General features: G+C 63.0%; 1 protein-coding gene. It reads left to right on the top strand.

The annotated features are described in order from the left end of the window. Positions 1–292, top strand: a 292-nt coding sequence (locus EN955_RS35820; protein WP_245492860.1) for a hypothetical protein, incomplete at both ends; no start/stop codon positions are given.

The following is a 292-nucleotide window of genomic DNA, read 5'->3' as shown; positions in this document are numbered from 1 at the left end:
GCTCCGGTATCACCGGTCGAGCCGGTTGCTCCAGTAGAGCCTGTTGCTCCAGTCGATCCGGTCGAACCTGTTGCCCCAGTAGAGCCGGTCGAACCTGTCGATCCGGTCGAGCCAGTTGCTCCGGTATCACCGGTTGCACCTGTGGCGCCGGTCGAACCGGTCGCCCCAGTCGAACCTGTTGCTCCAGTCGAACCTGTCGAGCCAGTTGCTCCGGTATCACCGGTCGAGCCGGTTGCTCCAGTAGAGCCTGTTGCTCCAGTCGATCCGGTCGAACCTGTTGCCCCAGTAGAGC

The organism is Mesorhizobium sp. M7A.F.Ca.CA.001.04.2.1 (genome assembly GCF_003998485.1).
GTDB classification, from domain to species: domain Bacteria; phylum Pseudomonadota; class Alphaproteobacteria; order Rhizobiales; family Rhizobiaceae; genus Mesorhizobium; species Mesorhizobium ciceri.
Note: the sequence above shows the minus strand (reverse complement) of the source record. Positions and strands in the feature narration are given on the sequence as shown.